The organism is Methyloceanibacter methanicus, from assembly GCF_001723285.1.
Taxonomy (GTDB): domain Bacteria; phylum Pseudomonadota; class Alphaproteobacteria; order Rhizobiales; family Methyloligellaceae; genus Methyloceanibacter; species Methyloceanibacter methanicus.
In genome coordinates this window covers 329,088-347,422 of the sequence record NZ_LPWG01000014.1, presented here as the reverse complement: position 1 = coordinate 347,422, position 18,335 = coordinate 329,088, and the positions used below count along the sequence as shown (strand labels likewise).

12 protein-coding genes and 2 pseudogenes are annotated in these 18,335 nt (G+C 66.3%); 5 read left to right on the top strand and 9 right to left on the bottom strand.

The genetic code is table 11. The annotated features are described in order from the left end of the window. The 5 genes from AUC68_RS15365 to AUC68_RS15345 form a co-directional block, all read right to left on the bottom strand. Positions 1-1,316: AsmA family protein (locus tag AUC68_RS15365; protein ID WP_141701330.1), on the bottom strand; the 1,316-nt coding region annotated here is incomplete at its 3' end. Then, the gene (locus AUC68_RS15360; protein ID WP_141701329.1) at positions 1,313-2,956 is read right to left on the bottom strand and encodes an AsmA family protein; all 1,644 of its coding nucleotides are present in this window, start codon (positions 2,954-2,956) and stop codon (positions 1,313-1,315) included. The genes AUC68_RS15365 and AUC68_RS15360, both read right to left, overlap by 4 nt. Next, positions 2,839-4,167: an AsmA family protein gene (locus tag AUC68_RS15355; protein ID WP_069438441.1), complete on the bottom strand. Its 1,329-nt coding sequence runs from the start codon at positions 4,165-4,167 to the stop codon at positions 2,839-2,841. Before AUC68_RS15355 ends, AUC68_RS15360 begins: the two co-directional genes overlap by 118 nt. Positions 4,168-4,316: 149 nt before the next feature. After that, the gene (locus tag AUC68_RS15350) at positions 4,317-5,738 is read right to left on the bottom strand and encodes an FAD-binding oxidoreductase (RefSeq protein ID WP_069438440.1); all 1,422 of its coding nucleotides are present in this window, start codon (positions 5,736-5,738) and stop codon (positions 4,317-4,319) included. 63 nt (positions 5,739-5,801) lie between these two features. Then, positions 5,802-6,224: a hypothetical protein gene (locus AUC68_RS15345; RefSeq protein WP_069438439.1), complete on the bottom strand. Its 423-nt coding sequence runs from the start codon at positions 6,222-6,224 to the stop codon at positions 5,802-5,804. 300 nt (positions 6,225-6,524) lie between these two features. On the opposite strand from AUC68_RS15345, the pseudogene AUC68_RS15340 reads away from it, so the two are divergent. From AUC68_RS15340 to AUC68_RS15325, 5 genes and pseudogenes are all read left to right on the top strand, one after another. Then, positions 6,525-8,810, top strand: a pseudogene (locus AUC68_RS15340) (UvrD-helicase domain-containing protein). A 9-nt stretch (positions 8,811-8,819) separates the two neighbouring features. Next, positions 8,820-8,966, top strand: a pseudogene (locus tag AUC68_RS18840) (gamma-glutamylcyclotransferase); the annotation flags it as partial. Between the two features lie 44 nt (positions 8,967-9,010). Next, the gene (locus tag AUC68_RS18015) at positions 9,011-9,355 is read left to right on the top strand and encodes a gamma-glutamylcyclotransferase (RefSeq protein ID WP_158008336.1); all 345 of its coding nucleotides are present in this window, start codon (positions 9,011-9,013) and stop codon (positions 9,353-9,355) included. Then, entirely contained in the window at positions 9,348-10,256 is a 909-nt protein-coding gene (locus AUC68_RS15330) for a 50S ribosomal protein L11 methyltransferase (protein WP_069438438.1), read from the top strand. Before AUC68_RS18015 ends, AUC68_RS15330 begins: the two co-directional genes overlap by 8 nt. A 33-nt stretch (positions 10,257-10,289) precedes the next feature. Continuing rightward, positions 10,290-12,119, top strand: a complete 1,830-nt coding sequence (locus tag AUC68_RS15325; protein ID WP_342027505.1) for an aminopeptidase P family protein — start codon at positions 10,290-10,292, stop codon at positions 12,117-12,119. Positions 12,120-12,162: 43 nt separating this feature from the next. On the opposite strand, the gene ligA is transcribed toward AUC68_RS15325, so the two are convergent. The 4 genes from ligA to lpxC all read right to left on the bottom strand — a co-directional run bounded on the left by ligA (position 12,163) and on the right by lpxC (position 18,129). After that, positions 12,163-14,307 (bottom strand): NAD-dependent DNA ligase LigA, encoded by a 2,145-nt coding sequence (ligA, locus tag AUC68_RS15320; RefSeq protein WP_069438437.1) that lies wholly within the window; start codon positions 14,305-14,307, stop codon positions 12,163-12,165. Between the two features lie 12 nt (positions 14,308-14,319). Continuing rightward, a complete protein-coding gene (gene recN, locus AUC68_RS15315; RefSeq protein ID WP_069438436.1) occupies positions 14,320-16,014 on the bottom strand; it encodes a DNA repair protein RecN in 1,695 nt (564 codons plus the stop codon). 10 nt (positions 16,015-16,024) lie between these two features. Next, positions 16,025-16,924, bottom strand: a complete 900-nt coding sequence (locus AUC68_RS15310) for an outer membrane protein assembly factor BamD (protein ID WP_244500560.1) — start codon at positions 16,922-16,924, stop codon at positions 16,025-16,027. Positions 16,925-17,178: 254 nt separating this feature from the next. After that, positions 17,179-18,129: a UDP-3-O-acyl-N-acetylglucosamine deacetylase gene (gene lpxC, locus AUC68_RS15305; RefSeq protein WP_069438435.1), complete on the bottom strand. Its 951-nt coding sequence runs from the start codon at positions 18,127-18,129 to the stop codon at positions 17,179-17,181. Positions 18,130-18,335: the final 206 nt, after the last annotated feature.

Genomic DNA, 18,335 nt, shown 5'->3' with positions numbered 1-18,335 from the left:
TCTCTCGCCGCTGCTTTCGCTTCGGCTGCGGCCCGCGCTTCCGTTGCGGCACGTGCCTCCGCCGCGGCCCGTTCCTCGGCGGCGGCGCGCGCTTCAGCGGCCGCACGCTCTTTCTCGGCTTCCGCCGCGGCGCGTTGTGCCGCCTCTTCGGCCTCCCGCGTGGCCCGTTCAGCTGCCGCCTTCTGTTCGGCGGCGCGTGCTTCGGCTTCGGCCTTGTCACGAGCGGCCTTCTCCGCGGCGATCTTCGCAGCCTCGGCTTCGGCTGCTTCACGCGCGGCCTTCTCGGCCGCCGCTTTCTGAGTGGCGATCCTCTCGGCTTCTGCCTTTTCGGCGGCGGCTTTCGCCTCGGCCTCGGCCTGTTCGCGGGCAGCTTTTTCGGCGGCGACTTTCTGCGCTGCGGCCTTCTTCGCTTCAGCCTCGGCGGCAGCCCTCTGCGCAGCGGCCTTCTCCGCTTCGGCCTTCTCGGCGGCGGCCTTGGCAGCAGCCTCCGCGGCAGAGGGGTCCCGTCCCCCCGAGACGTCGAGGCTCTCGAGCCGCTCGACATCCTCGCGCAGCCGATCGATGGTCAGCTTGTTCTCGATGGCGGCGGTGCCGACCGCAGGCGCGATCGTCCCCGCTTCGTCGAGCGGTCCGGCAAACACCACAGTCAACGGCGGCACGTTTGCGAATTGCGCATGCGTCAGCCGCATCTGCCACTCGCTGTCGAGTTTGAGACCCACAAGATCCACATAGGTCTCAAGCGCCGTCTCGACGCCCTTTCCGGCAAGGCTTGCCGGCGCGAAGCGCAAGGTCCCGTTCTTCACTTCGTAGTCCAACGTCACCGGCGCGAACGCGTAGCGGCCGTTCTTGAGCTCGCCACGGATGGTCTCGGCATCCGCATCGATCTGCTCCTTGGTCGCGGCCACGTTGCTTGCCGCCGCCTTGTCCGCAATCTGCCGCAGCGGCGCCGCCGTGAACGATGTCAGTTCGCCCGCGCCAAGAGTGAACGCGCCCTTGCCGCCGAGATCGGCGACGATGCCGGGGGGGCTCAGGCCCTCGCCCGCAACATCGATGGACAGGTCGAACGGCCCGGTAGCGAGCGGCGCGCCCGCCACCGCCTCGGACAAGGCCGAGAGGTTGCCCCCTTTGAGTTCGGCTTTCGCCGTGAACGCCGCGCCGCTCCCCCGAGGGGCGAGCGCGCCCGAACCGGCGAAGGTTCCACCGAAGAGCTCTCCGTCCATTGACTCGACGGTCAGGCTGCCGCCATCGACCTTGGCCTTGAGCTTGCCGTCCGCGATCTGGAACGGCTTGCCCAGCGACAGCGTCTTGGCGCTCAACGACACGGTCCCTTCCGCATCGTCGAGCAGATCGAGCGCGAACCCGCGCGCGGCCAGACCGGCGCCGCATCGCCATCGACGGCACCCAGCATGTCTTTGGTCGACTCCGCCCGCTCCCAGGCCACGAAAAGCCCCATCACGGCCGGAACCGAAATGCGTTCCGCCCTCGCCGAGATGTCGAACGTCGTGACGTCGCCCGAGCGATCGAAATCGGCGGCCCCTTCGATCGGCTCCTCCGAGACAGTCGCCTTGATCTGTTCCAAATGGACCTTGCCGGAGTCGCTGGAGACATTGGCGCTCACCGACAGCGGCACGCCATGCGCGCTCGGCGGCGGGTCGAGGCCCAGCAGCGGCAGCACCAGGCTCGCATCCTCGGTCCAAACCGCGGCATAGCCGTTGAGCGTGGGCCCGTCGTCCTTCAGCGCGCCATTGCCCTCGAACTCCATCTGCAAGACCTCGGTCTCCAAGGCCGACCGTCCAGACAGTTGCTGGCTGGGGATGCCGGCAACCTTCAGCGACAGAGTGCCCTCGGCGCCCGCAGCCTCGGCGAGCCGGTCCTGCGGCAAATCCGGGAACAACAAGACCAGGAGGGCTTGCGGCCGTTCGCCCGTGACACTCCCGGCAATATCGATTTCCGCGTCGCGGGCCTCGGCGAGCGTGCCCTTTGCCTTGGCCATGAGCGCCAAGTTCGAGCCCCCGACCTGACCGCTCAATTCAAGCGATGCATCGGTGGCGGCGCCGTCCCGTCCGGCCACAAGCGCGGCCCGGATGTCGAAGGGCGCCAGCGCTGCCAGATGTTTCGACTTCGCGACCCGGTTTCCGAATCCGAGAAGCCCCGCAAGTGCCCGCAGACTGTCGGTGCTTTGCGCCTGGAGCGACATGTCGATCTGGCCGGACGGCGCATCCGCAACGCCGACGATGCGCCCCTTGCCATCCAGCGTCATCGCGCCCGGGGCGATGAAGGCAAGGGACTGAACGTCAAGATCGCCGCCGTCGAGCGAGAGCCTCGCATCGAGCCGGCCCGGCGCGATGTCGGGCAACAAGAGCTCGCCGATCTCCAGACTTGCGTGCACCTCGTCGTCGCGCAGAAGTTCGAGAAGGGACGTCCCGTCCGACGCGCTCTCCGGTGCGGGCTCTGGGTTCCCGGACGGAAGCCAGGCGTCCCAGATGGGCTCGCCGCCGAGTGTCTCTCGCAGATCGAGACGGTCGCTCTTGAGATTGAGGCGGATGAGATTGGTTTCGCCTGCGCGGTAGAGAAAGTCGCCGCCGAATTTGGTGCCGCTGACGGCGCCATTGGCATTCGCCAGCACGATGTCGCCCTCGCCGATCGTCGCGTCCGCGGACAGCGAGAAATCGCCGACGAAGGCTTGACCGGTAATCGCGCGGTCCCCCGCCGCCCAGCGCGTCAGGGCCCGCAAGCCCGAGCCGTCGATCTCGGCCGGCCCTTCGAAGAGCGGTCCGGATGCACCGGGCCGCAAGGACCCGGAGGCCGAAACGCGGTTCTCGCCGGGCAGGGTCGCGTTCAATTCTTCGATGGCGACACCGCCATCCGTACTTGCGAGCTTGAGATTGAGACCGCCGGCAAGATCGCCGCCGAGACCGGCCTGTTCCACGTCGAGGGAGAGTGTCCCCTTCCCCACCTTCGCGGCTTCCTCAAGCACCCAATCGGCGAAGATGCGCACGACCGCCGCTGGCGAGGGCCGATCTTCCGCCGCCGACACACCGAACAGGGCATCGAAATCGATCCAACGGGCGGCCAGCTTCGCATCCGCCCTGAACGGCGGACGGAAGTCCAATGCGACGTTGCTTTCAGGATTTGCGGCCGCCCGGAGGCGTGAAGGGTGAGCTCGAAATCGGTCAGGTCGGCGCCGTGGGGCGTGGCCTTGAGCGGGCCCTTCACCTCGATGAAGGAGGCCGTCTCGCGCAGGTCGCGCAATCCGCCCTCCTCGTCGGCAAGGGCCTCGGCGGGAAGGGCCTCAGCGGGAAGGTCCGCGGCGGCGTCAGGTGGCGTGTCGTTCGGCTGTTCGGCTGCGTCCGGCGCGGGCGCGCCGTCGCCCTGCGGCGGCTCATCGGCGCCCGTTGTCTCCTGGTTGGTGTCCGCCTTGGACATGCGGAGGACAAAGGTTCCGTCGTAGGTGGGAACCGCACGCAGACCCGAAATCAGACCGTCCAATTGATAGAACGAAGAGCGATTGGGATCGCGCAGCGCCGTCTTCACCCGGAACGTGCCGCTGTCGTCGATGATGCCCGTTGAGAAGCGGATCGATTGGGGCCGGCCGTCGAAGTCGTAGGTCGCGTCGACCTTGTACGGTCCTGCGATCGACGACGAACTCGCCTCGCCATCGATATTCGTGAAGACGAAAGTGGGGCCGCCGTCCTTGGCGAGCTCCAGCGTGCCGCCGGTGACGCGCACCGAGTCGAGGAGCACGTCTGTGGGCACGAACGTGGCGCCCATCTTATGCGGCCCAAGATCGCTCCAATTGCCGCCGCCCGCGCCATCGAGCCGAAGGCGCAACGTGGGATCGACGATCGTGAGCTCATGCGCCTCGACCCTGCCGGTCAGCAGCGTGCCCACGTCGAGCTTGGCCTCGAGGGACTTCGCCTTGAGGAAAGGCGTGTCCAGGCTGCCATTGGCGTTTGCGACCTTGATGTCGTCGAATTTCAGCTGCGGCGCCGGGAGCACGACCAGGTGGACCTTGCCGTCCACCTTGACCGGACGCCCAATCAGCTTGGTCATCTGGGCTTCGATGGCCGGACGATAGTCGTTCCAATCGATGAAGAGCGGCGCCGCAAACAGCGCGCTCAGCACCAATATGAACAGTGCCGTCAGTGTCAGCAGAAGCGAATTCACCGATCTCTCTGCCTAAGGCTGGGTGCGTCGGCGCATGGTCCCCGCGCAGAACAAGAGGCTAAGAGCCGTTGCAAGACAATGAGCCAATTGCCGCGTACGCCGTTCCTCTCAACATTACCGCATACCACTCCGGGTCATGCGCGAAACACTTACACATCTAGAGCAAAAATCTTGCCAGGATTGAGAATATTCGACGGGTCGAGTGCCTTTTTTATGGCAATCATCACGTCAACTGCCTGTCCGTGCTCCGCAACCAGATAGCCAATCTTTCCCTGGCCCACGCCATGCTCGCCGGTACAGGTGCCCTCGAAGCGCAGCGCCCGTTCGATCAGGCGATCCAGAAACGCTCGCGCCCGTTCCAACTCGTCCGTCGAATCCGAGTCGATCAACGGCATCACATGGAAATTGCCGTCGCCCACATGGCCGACGATGGGAGCGACCAGGCCCAATCTGTCGATGTCCTGCTTCGTTTCGATGACACATGCCGCAAGGGCAGAGATCGGCACGCAAACATCGGTCGCGATCAGATCGGTCCCCGGCCGCAGGTTCTTCGCCGCCCAATAGGCGTCGTGGCGGGCCCGCCAGAGCCGGTTGCGATCCTCGGGCCGTGCGGCCCAGTCCAGAGCGCCGCCGCCCTCGGCCTGCGCGATCTCCGAGAAGATCTCGACCTGCTCGCGGGCGCCGGTCGGGGTCCCATGAAACTCGAGGAACAGGGTCGGCTGCTCCGGCACGGACAGCTTCGAATAGGCGTTGCAGGCCCGGACCTGAACCTCGTCCAAGAGCTCGATGCGGGCCAGTGGCAGCCCCATCTGCAGCGCCGCGATGGTCGCGTTGCACGCCCCTTCGAGCGTCCGGTACGTCGACACGCCCGCGAGGATGGTTTCGGGGATGCCGAACAGCTTGAGCGTCAGCTCCGTGATGACCCCGAGCGTGCCTTCGGACCCCACGAGAAGCCGCGTGAGGTCGTAGCCGGCGGCGGATTTCGCGCCCGCGCCGGTCTTGACGATGCGCCCGTCGGCGAGCACCGCCGTGAGGCCGAGGACGGCGTCCCGCATCGTGCCGTAGCACACCGCGTTCGTGCCGGAGGCGCGCGTCGCCGCCATGCCGCCGAGGCTCGCATCCGCCCCCGGATCGACGGGAAAGAAAAGCCCCGTATCGCGCAGATAGTCGTTGAGCTGTTTTCGGGTGACGCCCGCCTGCACGACGCAATCCAGATCGTCTTCATGAACGGAGACGATCTCCTTCATCTCGGACAGGTCCAGCGACAGCCCGCCAAAGGGCGCATTGAGCTGGCCCTCCAGAGAGCTTCCGGCTCCGTAGGGGATGACGGGAACGCGGGCTGCGGCGCAGGCAGCCACGGCCTCGGACACCTCCTCCGTGCTCTGCGCGAACAGGACGGCATCCGGCGCCTGGACCTTGAGCCAGGTCAGCGTATTGGCATGCTGCGCGCGTAGGGCCTCGCTGCGCGAGAAGCGCTTCCCGAAACGCGCAGAAAGGCGCGCAAAAAGCGCGTCCTTGTCCGCCGGCGAGGCCGGGTTCCGGTGCGGTTCGAGCGTTACGAGGGTCGTCATCCCGCCAGTCTAGCCCGAGTTCCTGAACAAAATCAGTCCAGTTCTCGCGCCACGGCCGCGGGGTCAGGCCGGGCGGGCAACGCGAAAGCGCGTGCCGGCGGCCGAACTAGTTGCCGCAGGCGGTCGCGCCGGCCGTGCAGACATAGGGCACCACGACGCCCTTCCAGCACTGCGCATAGGTCTTCGAGGTGACGCGTCCGGCTTCAGCAGCATGTCGGGGGTCACGACCGGCCGCACGGCCTTCCAGAACGGATCGGGCGTCACCTTGCGGGGACGCAACCGCACATAGCTCCAGCCGCGGCGGCGGCGGATCTGCTCGGCGGTTTGGAGGGCGTTGGCGTAGGCGGCCTTGGCCGCGGCGGCCTTCGACTCCGCGCTGTTGGTGGCGCGCACAATCTCGCAACCCGCGTCGGCGGTTTGGACGGCGCCGAAAAGCAGCACCGAGAACCCCAAAATCGCGAAACCCGCTTTCCAGACACGAAGCATTCCAACCTCCAAAGTCCCGTTAACCAGCGGCTGATCCCATTTGCCACCGCTTGCGGCCACCCGCAAGTACCGCAGTGCAACATTTCGAATAGTGTTGCAATTCACACGCACCCAACTTGGCGTGATCGGGGCGGCCCGCGACCGGAGCCCGCCGTGCCGGCCACGTCGGTGTCGCAGCTTCCACGCGCGCCGGTGGTGGTATAGTCCCCGGTCATGGGCAAGATTCGCAACAATGCCGCCGAGACCGTTCCCCCGCAGGCGGAGGGTTTCGAAGAGGCGCCTCAGACGCCACCGGCCGACATGCTCCCGATCTCGCGGCGCGCCATGCGCCGCGGGGCTGACCGCTACCTGGAGGCGCTCAACCCCGAGCAGCGCGAGCCGTCGAGACCCTGGACGGGCCGCTTCTGGTCCTCGCGGGGGCCGGGACCGGCAAGACCCGGGTGCTGACCACGCGCATCGCGCATCTGCTTCGCTTGGGCCGTGCCCATCCGGGGCAGATCCTCGCCGTCACCTTCACCAACAAGGCCGCGCGCGAGATGAAGCAGCGCGTGAGCGAACTGATCGGCGGCGCCGTGGAGGGCATGCCCTGGCTCGGCACATTCCACGCCATCGGCGTGAAGATCCTCCGGCGCCACGCGGAGCTCGTCGATCTCAAGCCCTCTTTCACGGTACTCGACACGGACGACCAGATCCGGCTCATCAAGCAGCTTCTGGCGGCGGAGAATATCGACGACAAGCGCTGGCCGGCGCGGGTCCTCGCCAGCATGATCGACGGCTGGAAGAACCGGGGCCTCCGGCCCGAGCGCGTCCCCGACGGCGAGAGCTACGGTTTCGCCAACGGCAAGGGCCGCGACCTGTATGCGGCCTATCAGCGGCGTCTCAAGGATCTGAACGCCGTCGATTTCGGCGATCTCCTGATGGAGAACCTGCGCCTGTTCCAGGACCATCCGGACGTGCTCGCGCGCTACCAGCAGCGTTTCCGCTACATGCTGGTGGACGAGTATCAGGACACCAACGTGGCGCAGTATCTGTGGCTGCGGCTGCTGGCGCAGGGCAGCGAGGACGGCCCGCAAAACATTTGCTGCGTCGGCGACGACGATCAGTCGATCTATGGCTGGCGCGGCGCGGTGGTGGACAACATCCTCCGATTCGAAACGGACTTCCCGGGCGCCAAGGTGATCCGGCTCGAGCGCAACTACCGCTCCACCGCGCATATTCTCGGCGCCGCCTCCGGCCTGATCGCCCACAACCAGGGGCGCCTCGGCAAGACCCTGCGCACCGACGGCGACGACGGCGAGAAGGTCGTGGTGCAAGGCTGCTGGGATGACGAGGAAGAAGCGCGCGTGATCGGCGAGGACATCGAGCAGCTTCAGCGTCATGATCATGCGCTCAATGAGATCGCGATCCTGGTGCGCGCCTCGTTCCAGATGCGCGCCTTCGAAGACCGGTTCATCACACTCGGCCTCGACTATCGCGTCATCGGCGGTCCCCGGTTCTACGAGCGGCAGGAAATCCGCGACGCCATCGCCTATCTGGACGTGACGCTCAATCCGGCCAACGACCTCAAATTCGAGCGCATCGTCAACGTGCCCCGGCGGGGGCTCGGCGAAGCGACCCTGAAGACGCTGCATCAGCTCGCGCGCGCCGATGAGATTCCGCTCACCCAGGCCGCGCGGTTGATCGTGGAGACCGAGGAACTGAAGCCGAAGCCGCGCCGCGCGCTCGCGGGGTTGCTCTCCGACTTCGACCGCTGGCGGTCCCTGGTCGACACCATGCGGCATACGGAGCTTGCCGAGCTCATCCTGGACGAGTCCGGCTATACCGGCATGTGGCAGGCGGACCGCTCGCAACAGGCCGAGGGGCGCCTCGAGAACCTGAAGGAGCTCATCCGCTTCATGGAGGAGTTCGACACGCTCGCCGGCTTCATGGAGCATGTGTCGCTGGTCATGGACGCGGCAACCGAGGAAGGCACGGACCGGGTGAACTTGATGACGCTGCATTCGGCCAAGGGGCTCGAGTTCGACACCGTGTTTTTGCCGGGCTGGGACGAAGGGCTGCTGCCCCATCAGCGGAGCCTGGACGAGGCCGGCCGCTCCGGCCTGAGGAAGAACGCCGGCTCGCCCATGTCGGGCTGACGCGTGCGCGCAAGAACGCGAAGATCACTTTCGCGCAGAACCGGCGCACCTACGGCATGTGGCAGACCGCAGTGCCGTCGCGCTTCATCGACGAACTCCCCCACGAGCACGTCCAGGTGGCCGAGGACGACGGCTTGCGCGGCTATGGCCCCAGCCGCTTCGACAGCGAGCACATGTTCGCTTCCGGCTATTACGAAACGCCCGGCTGGCAGCGGGCCCGCGCGAACGCCAACGCGGCGGCGGCGGTTCGCGGCGCGAGCCCGTGACCATCGAAGGCACGCTGGTCGCGGCAAGCACCGCGGAAGGCGCGGGCCTCGAGGTCGGACAGCGCGTCTTTCACCAGAAGTTCGGCTATGGCCGCGTCGCCGCTGTCGACGGCAACAAGCTGACCGTCGATTTCGAGAAGGCTGGGCGCAAGAAGGTGGTCGACACCTTCGTCGAACGGGTGTGACGCGAAACCATGTGGCTGTTCGGTTACGGCTCGCTCATGTGGGACGGATGGGAAACGGCTTACGGCTGCGTCCGGCGCGAGTACGCCGTCGCACACAACCACCGCCGCGTCTTCAACAAGAAATCGCTGGAGCGCTGGGGCACCCGGACCCAACCGGGCCTGACCTTGAATCTTGCGGGCGCAAGCGAAAACGGCTCCCCGTGCCACGGCATCGCCTCGAGTTTCCCGATCGTCATCAGGGTGAGATCGAGGATTATCTGTCGGAACGGGAGACCTGCACGGCAACGGAGATCGCCGTGCACCTGCCCGGCGAAACCATCGCGGCGCAGACATACATCTACGAGGGCCCGCGTCTGGTCGAAGCGGACCTCCCGCTTCGCGCCCGCGCGGCCATGATCCTTTTGGCCGAAGGCGTCGCCGGGTCGAGCTACGAGTACATCCGCAATGTCCGGGATCACCTCGCCGAACTCGGTGTCGCCGATCCGGCGGTGGACGCGTTGTGGCGGGCGGTCGTCGCCTTGAAGGATGGGAATGCCCATGGCTGAGTCTTCGCCCCAAGGACTCCATCGCGCGGCCGTCGAAGCCGAAGCGCCGGCGGCAGGCCGGATCGCCGTCGCCCTCGACGATGCCGGCGACCCGCAAGCGCTCTCCGTCAGCTTTTTCGAGCTTGGAAATGGGCGCTACGAGGTTTCCGCACTCTACGAAGAACTTCCCGACGAGGGGCGTCTCCAAGCCTTGATCGACGGCGCCGCGGACGGCGCGCTGGTGTCGCCGTTGCGCATCGAGCCGGTGCCCGATGCCGATTGGGTCACGATCAGCCAAGGCCAACGGGGACCCGTCCGTGCGGGCCGCTTTCTGGTCCATGGTAGCCACGACCGGGAGCGGATCGCCCGCAACCGCTACACGATCGAGATCGACGCCGACCAGGCGTTCGGAACGGCCCACCACGCCACCACGCGGGGCTGCCTGCTGGCCCTCGACGAACTCGCCAAATGGGGGCGCCCGGACCTGGTGCTCGACATCGGCACCGGTACCGGCGTGCTGGCCATCGCGGCGGCACTGGCCTTCGACAGGCCCGTGATTGCCACCGACAACGATCCGATCGCCGTGCGGATCGCGGCGGATAACGCCGCCAAGGCGGGGCTCGGCCAGACGGTCCATGTCTTCGTGGCGGATGGGCTGTCCCACCCGACCTTGCGCCGTCTCGCGCCGGACCTGATCGTCGCCAATATCCTAGCGGGGCCGCTCTACGATCTCGCCCCCGCCATGGCGCGAGCGGTGCGGCCGGGCGGCTATGTGCTCCTGTCCGGGATCACCACGGACCAATCGCACGCGACCGCCGCGCGCTATGCCTCGCTCGGCTTCGTCCTGGAAAAGCGAATCCTTCTCGACGGTTGGGCGGCCCTGCTGCTCGGACGCGGCAACGCAAGCACTTTGTTCGATTGATCGGCGGCAACGCTTCGGCTTACAAAGCTGGCCATGTATCAAGTGTTCGATGAGGCCAGCGCTCCGGCGGCTAGCGGCGACCGGGTCAAGGCAGTGTTGCGGGAGCTGAAGCGGCAGCAGCTCAAAGCCTTCCTCGTTCCCCACAGCGATCAGCACCAGAACGAGTTCCTGCCCCCGAGCGAGGAACGGCTGGCTTGGCTCACGGGCTTCACCGGGTCGGCGGGCGTCGCCATCGTCACGGACAATGGCTCGGCGTTGTTCGTGGACGGACGCTACATCCTCCAGGCGCCACGACAGGTCGACACGGATATTTTCGAGGTCCTGCAGATCCCGAAGGCCAAGCCCTCGGAATGGCTGAAGGGGACGCTCGTGCGCGGCAATGCGGTCGGCTACGACCCGCGTCTGCACACGATCAGCGAGATCGAGCGGCTGACGAAGACGCTGGATGCGGCCGGCATCCGCCTGACCCCGGTCGACGAGAACCCGATCGACAAGATCTGGGGCAAGGACCGCCCTGCCCCGCCGCGCGCGGAGATCTTCGCGCAGCCAATGGAGCTGGCGGGCAAGGGCACCGGCGAAAAGCTCATGCAGGTGCAGATGGACCTGGTGGATGCCGGACACGACGCGGTGCTCCTCACCGCGCCGGAATCCATCTGCTGGCTGTTCAACTATCGCGGCGGCGACATCAAGCACACGCCGGTCGCCCTCGCCTATGCCATCGTCCCCGCAAAGGGGCGGCCGACGCTCTTCATCGACCCGGACAAGGTCGGAGAGCCCATGCGCATCGCCTTGAAGCCCTTCACGGAGATCGCCAAGCCGGAAGACCTGGACGGGGCTCTGAAGGCGCTCGCCGAGTCCGGCGCGAAGGTCCGGCTCGATCCCGGTTCGGCCCCGATGCGTTTCGCCACTGTTTTGGAAGCCGGCGGCGGCAAGCATGTCTCGGGCGACGATCCATGCATCCTGCCAAAGGCGATCAAGACGGAAGCCGAGCAAGAGGGCGCAAGACGCGCTCATTTGCGCGACGGCGTGGCCATGGCCCGGTTTCTCGCCTGGCTCGACGAGGTCGCCGAGACGGGCCGGGTGGACGAGGTTTCCGCCGCGATCAAGCTGGAGGACTTCCGCCGCGAAACCGGTCAGCTCAAGGACATCAGCTTCGATACTATCGCCGCGTCCGGGCCTCATGGGGCGGTGGTGCATTACCGCCCGACGACGGACTCGAAGCGTGTGCTCGACAAGAATTCGCTCTTTCTCATCGACTCCGGCGGGCAATATGTGGACGGCACCACAGACATCACCCGCACGGTGGCCGTCGGCAAGCCGACGGCGGAGATGAAGCGCCATTACGGCCTCGTGCTGAGAAGCCATATCGCCATCGCCGCGGCGCGCTTTCCGGCCGGCACGCGCGGCCAGGACCTGGATCCGTTCGCACGCGGACCGCTCTGGACGGCAGGGCTGGACTTCGACCACGGCACCGGCCATGGCGTGGGCAGCTATCTGTCGGTGCACGAAGGGCCGCAGCGGCTCTCTCGTCTCGGTACGGAGGAATTGGAGCCCGGCATGATCCTCTCCAACGAGCCGGGATATTACCGCGAGGACGAATACGGCATCCGCCTCGAGAATCTGGTCCTGGTCCGGCCGGCCGAGGCGATCGAGGGCGGCGAGCGCAAGATGCTCAGCTTCGAGACGCTGACGCTGGTCCCGTTCGACAGACGGCTGATCGATCCGAAGCAGCTTCTGACCTGGGAGCTGGCCTGGCTGAACGACTATCACGCGCGTCCGCGAGAAGATCGAGCCGCTCATCGCCAGCGAAGACCGGCCCTGGCTCCGCCACGCCACCGCACCGATCGGTTAGCGCTCAAGTAGCGCGAAGCGCGGTAGCGCGAGTAAACAAGCGCTCAAGTGGTGCCTACCCGATTAGCTTCAGCCACTCGTCCTCCGTGAGGACGTCGACACCAAGCTCCTTCGCGTTCTTGAGCTTGGAGCCCGCGCCCGGGCCCGCCACCACGTAGTCCGTGTTCTTGGATACCGAGCCTGCGACCTTCGCGCCCAGCCGTTCGGCCTGCGCCTTGGCCTCCGCGCGGGTCATGTGTTCGAGCGTGCCCGTGAACACGACCGTCTTGCCGGACACGGGCGAGCCCTTGTCCACGGCCGCGAGCGGCTTCGGGCTCACCTCTTTCAGGAGATCGTGGACGACCTGGACATTATGCGGCTCGCCGAAGAAGTCGGCGATGGCGGCGGCGGCGGTCGGCCCGATCCCGTCGATGTTCTCGAGCTCGGTGTAGGCCGTGCTTTCGCGATCCTGTGCCGCCTCGGCCGTCGCTTCGAGGAAGTGCTCGATGGAGCCGTAATTGCGCGCCAGCAGCCGTCCCGTGATCTCGCCAACATGGCGGATGCCGAGCGCATAGATGAAGCGATCGAGGGTGACGTTGCGGCGCGCGGCAATCGCATCGAACAGTTTCTGTACGGAGGTTTCGCCCCACCCTTCCCGCTCGGCGAGCTTCGTCTCGGCCTTGGCATCGCGGGCCGCCAGGGTGAAGATATCGGGCGGCGATTGAATGAGCCCTTCGTCGTAGAAGCTCTGAATGTTCTTCTCGCCGAGGCCCTCGATGTCGAAGGCATTGCGCGAGACGAAATGCTTCAGGCGCTCCGCGCGCTGGGCGGGGCAGATCAGGCCGCCCGTGCAGCGGCGCACCGCGTCTTCCCTGCCCGTGTTGGGATTGATCTCGCGCACCGCGTGACTGCCGCAGGCCGGACACACGGTCGGAAACACAAACGGCTTCGCGGATTTGGGCCGCTTGTCGAGTACGGGCCCGAGAATTTGCGGGATCACGTCGCCTGCGCGCTGCAGGAGGACCGTGTCGCCGATGCGCACGTCCTTCCTCGCGATCTCGTCCTCGTTGTGCAGGGTCGCGTTCTGGACCACGACGCCGCCCACGGTCACCGGCTCCAGCTTGGCGACGGGCGTCAGCGCGCCCGTGCGGCCGACCTGAATTTCGATGTCGCGCAGGATCGTCATGGCCTTCTCTGCGGGGAATTTGTGCGCGATGGCCCAGCGCGGCGACCGCGACACAAAGCCGAGACGTTCCTGCAGATCGAGGCGGTCGAGTTTGTAGACGACGCCATCGATATCGTAGTCGAGACCGGCCCTGCCCTCCTCGATCTCGCGATAGATGCCCAGCATCTCGTCGAGTGAGTTGGTGAGCTTCGCCAGCGGATTGAGCGGAAAGCCCCATTTGGCGAAAGCCTCGTAGACGCCCCATTGGGTGTCGGCGGGAAGGCTCGCCGCCTCGCCCCAGGCATAGGCGAAGAACTGGAGCGGTCGCGAGGCGGTGACCGACGGGTCGAGCTGCCGCAAGGACCCGGCCGCCGCGTTTCGCGGGTTGGCAAAGATCTTGGCGCCCGCCTTCTCCTGCTCCGCGTCCAGAGCCGCGAAGGCGCTGTGGCTCATATAGATCTCGCCGCGCACTTCGAACGAGTCGGGGAAGTCGCGGGCTTTGACCTGCTTCGGGATGTCGCCGATGGTCATGACGTTGACGGTCACGTCCTCGCCCACATAGCCATCGCCGCGCGTGGCCGCCTGGACCAGGCATCCGCCCTCGTAGCGCAACCCGATGGAAAGCCCGTCGATTTTGGGTTCGGTGGTGAAGTCCAGAGGCACGTCCGCATCCAGGCCTAGAAACCGCCGGATGCGGTCCACGAACTCGCGCACGCCCTCATCGTCGAACACGTTGCCGAGCGACAGCATCGGCACCCTATGGGTGACCTTGCCGAAGCCGTCGACCGGCGCGGCGCCCACCCTCTTGGTGGGGCTGTCGGCGCGCACGAGTTTCGGGAACCGGGCCTCGATCGCCTCGTTCCGCTGGCGCAGACGATCGTAGGCCGCGTCGGAGATCACCGGCGCATCCTGCTGGTAGTAAAGCGCATCGTTGCGAGCGATCTCGGTCGCAAGGCGCGCAAGTTCCTTGGCCGCTTCCGCTTCGGTCAGCGCCTCGACAGGCTTGTCGGCTGTCGTCGCGCTCTTGACGGGCTTCTTGACGGGCTTCTTGGCCATGCTCTTTCCGCCTTACGCCGATTTGCGCATCAGACGATCCGCGGCGGCGCGTGCCTCGTCCGTGATCGTCTGACCGGCGAGCATCCGGGCCACTTCCTCGCGCCGTTCCGCGTCACCGAGCACGGCGACGCGCGTCGACATGGCTTCGCCCTTGGCCGTCGTCACCGCTTCCTTGGCGATGCGCAAATGGCCGCGTGCGAGCGCCGCCACCTGTGGCGCGTGGGTCACGGCCAGCACCTGCACGTTCTCGCCGAGGCCCGCCAGGCGTTCGCCGACAGCCGCCGCGGTGGCGCCGCCCACGCCCGACTCCACCTCGTCGAAGATCAGCGTCGGCGCCGAGCCGCGCGAAGCCAGCACGACCTTCAACGCCAGAATGAAGCGGGCCAGTTCGCCCCCCGAGGCGACCTTCATCATGGGGCCCGGTTCCGTGCCTGGATTGGCGGCGACGAAAAAGGCGATGCGGTCGATGCCCGAGGGACCGCCTTCGCGGATGTCGACGCTCTCGATCCGCGTGAGGAAGCGCGCCTTTTCGAGCTTCAGCGGCGCAAGTTCCCCCGCCACCTCCTTGTCCAGCTTCTTGGCGGCCTTGATGCGCGCCTTGCTTAGGGCCAGAGCCGCCAGTTCGTAGGCATCCCGCGCCGCCTCGGCCGCTTTGGCGAGCTCCGCGGCCGTGGACTCGCTGGTGGTAATCGCCGCGAGATCCGCTTCGAGCTTCTCCTGAAGCGCGGGCAAGGCATCAACCTGGACCCGATGCTTGCGGGCGAGCGCCCGCAGCGCGAAGAGCCGCTCTTCGGCGCGTTCCAGATCGCCCGGCTCGAACGCCGTGGCGGCAAGGGCCTCCTCGATTCTCTCGCGCGCGGCCTCGGTTTCGCTCAACACGCGCTCGAGCGCATCCGCGACCGCCGCAAAGGGCGATGAGCCGTCCGCCCCGGCCGTGGCGGCCTGGCGCTCGATCCGCCGCAACGCGGAGGCGAGGCGCGCGCCCGCGGTGCCCTCGCCCTCGAGCGCGTCCCTCGCTTCGTTCAGTTCGGAGGCTATCTTCTCCGCGTTCATCATCAGCTGGCGGCGAGAGGATAGCGCCTCCTCCTCGCCCGGTTCCGGCGCAAGGGTCTGCAGTTCCTCCAAGGCATGGGCGAGATAGTCCGCGTTGGCACGGGCCGCGGCGACTTCGCTCTCGTGGCGCAGGCGCGCGGCATCCGCGTCGGCCCAAGCCTCGTAACATGCGGCGACGCCGGCGGCTTCGCGCTCCAAGCCGGCAAACGCATCGACAAGATCGCGATGCCCACTCGGGTCGATCAGTGCCCGCTCGTCATGCTGGCCATGAATTTCCACGAGCGCGCGCCCCACCTCCCGCAAGAGCTGCACGCTGACGCTCATATCGTTGATGAAGGCGCGGCTGCGGCCGTCGGCCCCTTGCAGCCGCCGCAGAATGAGAAGGGACTCTTCGATGGCGATCCCGTTCTCCGACAGAAGCGCAAAGACTGGGTGACCCTCGGGAAGTTCGAAGCTGGCGCTCACCTGCCCCTGCGCCGCGCCGCTACGGACCAGCGCGGCATCGCCTCGGCCGCCAAGCGCGAGCGACAAGGCATCGAGGAGGATGGATTTCCCGGCGCCCGTCTCGCCCGTAAGCGCCGACAGGCCTTCGCCAAACTCAAGGTCGAGCTTGTCGATCAGAACGATGTCGCGGATCGACAGGGCCGCTAACACTGGACGCCTGTTAGGTTTGTCCGCCGCCGGTCCAGCTTTGGGTCTTCCAGGCCCGGGTGATCCACGATCCCTGATATTGCTGGGGTTCGAGGCCGCGCTGTCCTAGGAGGCTGTAAGCGTGCTTGTACCACTTACTGTCCGGAAAGTTATGGCCGAGCACGGCAGCGGCCGTCTGGGCCTCGTTGATAATCCCTAACGCCATATAGGCCTCGGTGAGCCGCATCAAGGCCTCTTCGACCTGTTCGGTGGTCTGATACTCGGTCACCACCGTCCGGAAACGGTTGATGGCAGCGAGGTAGTTGTTGCGGCGCAGATAATAGCGCCCGACCTGCATCTCGCTCGCCGCGATCAAATCGCGCAGGATCCGCGCCCGGTTCGCCGCGGTTGCCGCGTATTGGGACGACGGATAGCGCTGAAGCAACTTGTCGTACGCCGCAAGCGACCGGCGCGCATAAGTCTGGTCGCGTTTGGCATCCAGGATCCGATCGTAATACGACATGGCGATAATGTTCTGCGCCATGGCCGCTTCCGTCGTGCCCGGATGCAGCGTCAGGTAACGGTCCGCCGAGGCGACGGCCTCGTCGTATTTCCCGGCCTTGTAGTAGGCGTAGGAGGCCATGATGATCGCCCGGCGCGCCTCCCGCGAATACGGGTGGGTGATATCGACTTCTTCGTACTGGCGCGCGGCTTCCTTGTATTTGCCCTGATCGATCATCTGATCGGCTTGACCGTAGATCACGTGGGCCGGATCGGTGTTGAGCGGCTCGACCTCGTCCTTCTTGCCGAACCACTTGCTCAGCGGGCCGCCGCCTGAGCCGATGGAATCGAAACCGCCGAAGGAGCCACAGCCGCCGACGAGCGGAACGCACAGCAGCACGGCAATCGTCGGCAACGACGACAGCAGCCGCACGCTCTGCTTCCTCCGCGTTGTCGCCGAAGACGGCCGACCCGGTCCGGACATGTTCCCCCTCAAATCGCCGGTCATGATGCGCTCAATCACACGCAAAACCCGCCCGCCGCAAGGGCTAAGCGGACCGGCCCACAACAAACGCCCGTAATATGGTGTCTTTTGGGCCTCGGGCGCCCTTGCCGGCGTCCGCAGCCGCGCTCCATTTGCGGCACAGTGCCACAAAATGACTTAGAATCGTTTAGGAAAATCGCCGGCTAGCTGCGATCGGCCGCGAAGTGCGCCGCCGCCAGGCCCGGTGTGAGCTCGGCATGGCGAACGTCGCGGTAGCGGGGCGCTTCGACCATGGTCGAGGCTTCCGGATCGGCGAACAGCGCCTTGAGAACCAGCGCGTTGAGCCGGTGTCCACCGCGGCGGGTCCGGTAGGCGCCCGAGAATCGGGCTCCCGCCAGCGCCAGATCGCCGACCGCGTCGAGCGCCTTGTGGCGCACGCACTCGTCATCGTAACGCAGGCCCTCGCGGTTGATGACGCGGTCGTCGCCAATGGCCACGGTGTTGTCGAGCGAGGCACCGAGCGCCAGGCCAGCGGCCCAGAGGCTCTCCACGTCCTTCATGAACCCAAAGGTGCGGGCCCGGGCGATATCGCGCCGAAAGGCGCCGGGGTTCAGGTCGAGCGAGAGCTGCTGATTGCCGATCAGCGGCGTTTCGAAATCGATCTCGACGTCGAGCTTGAAGCCATTATAGGGGGTCAGTTCTCCGACCGCGCCGTTGTCCTCGACACAGATCGGCTTGAGAATCTTCAAGAACCGGCGCGGCGCCTCGAGCTCCATGAGCCCGGCTTCGTCGATGGCCTCGACGAAGGGCGCAGCACTGCCGTCCATGATCGGAACTTCACCGCTGTCGATCTCGATCAGCGCATTGTCGACGCCGAGGCCGCGCAGCGCGGCGAGTACATGCTCGACCGTCGCGACCGACGCCCCGTTCCCGTCGCCGAGAACCGTGCAGAGCGTGACGCCGGTGACCCACTGCTGATCCGCAGCGATCTCGATGCCGTCCGCGTCGTCATTGGAAATAAGGAAGCGAAGTCCGGTGTCGTTATCGGCCGGACACAATGTCATGGAAACAGGAGCGCCGCTGTGGACCCCGATACCTGTCAGTGAAACCTCGTTGGCAAGCGTTGTTTGCCTTGCCCCGATGAAACCTTTCATGGCCCCCGTTGGCCCCCGCGCAGTCTTTAGGTCCCTACTCAAGCCCGGAGAGAACCCCGAGCCCCCCAATCGATCAGCCGTCCCTGGCACTTCATTCGATCCTTTTCCCCGTTTCGGTTAGGATCGTGACACCCGGTGTTGTTGCCCTGGCGGGTGTGCCTTTTTGAGTCGATCAATCAATCTATTAGGAACCATACCCCTTCGGT

What these genes read in the sequence shown, in the direction of transcription:
- AUC68_RS15350 (WP_069438440.1), bottom strand. Translation starts at nt 5,738, where the DNA reads ATGACGACCCTCGTAACGCTCGAACCGCACCGGAACCCGGCCTCGCCG.
- AUC68_RS15345 (WP_069438439.1), bottom strand. Translation starts at nt 6,224, where the DNA reads ATGCTTCGTGTCTGGAAAGCGGGTTTCGCGATTTTGGGGTTCTCGGTG.
- AUC68_RS15330 (WP_069438438.1), top strand. Translation starts at nt 9,348, where the DNA reads ATGGCTGAGTCTTCGCCCCAAGGACTCCATCGCGCGGCCGTCGAAGCC.
- AUC68_RS15325 (WP_342027505.1), top strand. Translation starts at nt 10,290, where the DNA reads ATGTATCAAGTGTTCGATGAGGCCAGCGCTCCGGCGGCTAGCGGCGAC.
- ligA (WP_069438437.1), bottom strand. Translation starts at nt 14,307, where the DNA reads ATGGCCAAGAAGCCCGTCAAGAAGCCCGTCAAGAGCGCGACGACAGCC.
- lpxC (WP_069438435.1), bottom strand. Translation starts at nt 18,129, where the DNA reads ATGAAAGGTTTCATCGGGGCAAGGCAAACAACGCTTGCCAACGAGGTT.